This is a genomic window from Segeticoccus rhizosphaerae (assembly GCF_009192725.1).
Classification (GTDB): domain Bacteria; phylum Actinomycetota; class Actinomycetes; order Actinomycetales; family Dermatophilaceae; genus Segeticoccus; species Segeticoccus rhizosphaerae.
On record NZ_VOHR01000482.1, the window covers coordinates 1 to 2,033 of the forward strand.

Sequence of the window (2,033 nt, forward strand, 5' to 3'; positions counted from 1 at the left end):
GGCAGTCGCGCTGTCCGCCGCCCTGACGGCACGCCGGGGTCGGGCTGCTCCACCCGACACACGGCCGGAGCAGCCGGAGCCGTGCCCGCAGGTGCAGCCAGGGCAGGCGGAAGGCCTTCGCGCCGTCGCCCTGCGAGACCTGTGGGCGGACGGCTACCTGCGCCTGCTGGTGGCACTGGTGCTGATCGGGTTCGGGGTCTTCGTCGCGCTGACCACGTGGTTGCAGGCCCTGCTCGAGCCGGCCGGTGTCGGAGAGCCCCAGGCCGGCCTCTTCCTCTTGCTCATGGTGGTCGCCGGGGTCCTCGGTTCGGCGCTGCTGCCGCCTCGGGTGGCCGAGCGGTCCGCGGAGCCGGCGTTCCTGGCACTCTCGGTCGTGGTCGCGGCCCTGGGCTGCCTCGTGCTGGCCGTCGTGCCGGGTCCGCTCACGGCCCTGATCGTGCTGGTGGTCGTCGGCGCACTGCTGCTCACCGATCTGCCGCTGATCCTGGGTCTGGCCGAGCGCCGGGCCGGGGCGGGTGCCGCCACGGCCACGGGTCTGCTCTGGCTGGCAGGCAACCTCGGTGGTCTGGCGCTCGCTCTCGTCGTCCAGGCGCTGGTCCACCACCCTGCGACGGCCTTCGGCGCGATGGCCCTCGCCCTGGTGGTCGCGCTGCCGTTCATCCGACGCCTGGGCGCCGCGTCCCCTCCCTGACCGGTCCTCGACACAGACGGGTGGCCGGTGCTCGCGATCAGTCCGCGGACCGGCGAGCCGCCCGTTCGACAGCCTCGGCCGCATCGAGCTCGGCGGCACGTTCGGGGGTCGGGGCGCGCCCGCCCAGCCGCGCGGGCAGGAAGACCGCGTCGTCGCCCGTCATGGGTGGGTAGACCTCCTGGGCTGCGTGCAGGAGCTCCTGCATCGCCTGCCTCAGCCGGGCGGTGGCCTCGTCGGCGTCGTCCTTGCGGTCGACGACCAAGGGCTCGCCGACGGACAGGCTGATCGGCGTCCGCGTGCGGCCGAGCCGTTTGGGATGATCCTTGGTCCAGACCCGCTGGGAACCCCAGATCACCGTGGGGATCAAGGGGACCCGTGCCGCCTGGGCCATGCGCACCGCGCCGTTCTTGAACTCCTTGAGCTCGAACGAGCGCGAGATGGTGGCTTCCGGGAACACCCCGACGACTTCCCCAGCCCTGAGGGCCGTCAGAGCCGCGCGGAAGGACGCCAACCCCGCACTGCGGTCGACCGGGATGTGCTTCATCCCCCGCATCAACGGCCCGCTCACCGGGTGACGGAACACGTCGTCCTTGGCCATGAAGCGGATCAGGCGCCCGGACGGGCGGGCAGCCAGCCCGGCATACGTGAAGTCCATGTAGCCGATGTGGTTGAGCACCATCACCGCGCCGCCCTTCGTCGGCACGTGCCGGGCCCCTTCCACGCGAAAGCGCAGCCCCTGTGCGGCGAAGAGTGCGCGGGCCGCCGCGATGACAGGTGAGTAGACGAGCTCCATGGCAACACCGTAGAGCCCGCGGACCCGCCACGGAGGACCGCAGGCGGGCAAGCGGGTGGTGACCGTTCGCTTTATATAGGTTCCCTATGTATAGTATGGTGTCGTGTCCACCAATCCCCTTGGAGCCCAGCTGCTCACGGTCATCGCGCGGCTGAACCGCTGGGCGACCCGTGAGGCGGACCTCGAGGTGCTGCCCGCCCAGGCCAGGCTGCTGGCCCAGCTCGACGAGCTCGGTCCGGCTCGGATCGGCGACCTGGCCCGTGCCGACCACAGCAGCCAGCCGACCATGACCGGCCAGGTGCAGCGGCTCGAGGCCTGCGGACTGGCGACCCGACAGCAGGACCCTAAGGACGCCCGGGCCTCCCTGGTCGAGCTGACCGAAGGCGGCCGCGCAGCGCTGGAACGGGTGAGAGCCGCCAGGTCGGCAGTCCTCGCGCCGCTCATCGACCGGCTCGACCCCGTCGACCGGCGCGCGCTGCGCACCGCCATCACCAGCCTCGGGCGGCTGCTCGAGGCCGCCGACCGCCCCGAACGCGCGGCCGACCCCAC

3 protein-coding genes are annotated in these 2,033 nt (G+C 72.3%); 2 read left to right on the forward strand and 1 reads right to left on the reverse strand.

Translation table 11 applies throughout. The features are described 5' to 3' along the window. Window positions 1-691: MFS transporter (locus FRW57_RS20865; RefSeq protein ID WP_338055399.1), on the forward strand; the 691-nt coding region annotated here is incomplete at its 5' end. Between the two features lie 37 nt (window positions 692-728). Here FRW57_RS20865 and FRW57_RS20870 read toward each other — a convergent pair. Further along, entirely contained in the window at window positions 729-1,484 is a 756-nt protein-coding gene (locus tag FRW57_RS20870; protein WP_152186964.1) for a lysophospholipid acyltransferase family protein, read from the reverse strand. A 103-nt stretch (window positions 1,485-1,587) separates the two neighbouring features. Between FRW57_RS20870 and FRW57_RS20875 the strand changes: the two genes are divergently transcribed. Further along, the coding region (locus FRW57_RS20875) for a MarR family winged helix-turn-helix transcriptional regulator (protein ID WP_152186965.1) at window positions 1,588-2,033 on the forward strand (446 nt) is incomplete at its 3' end.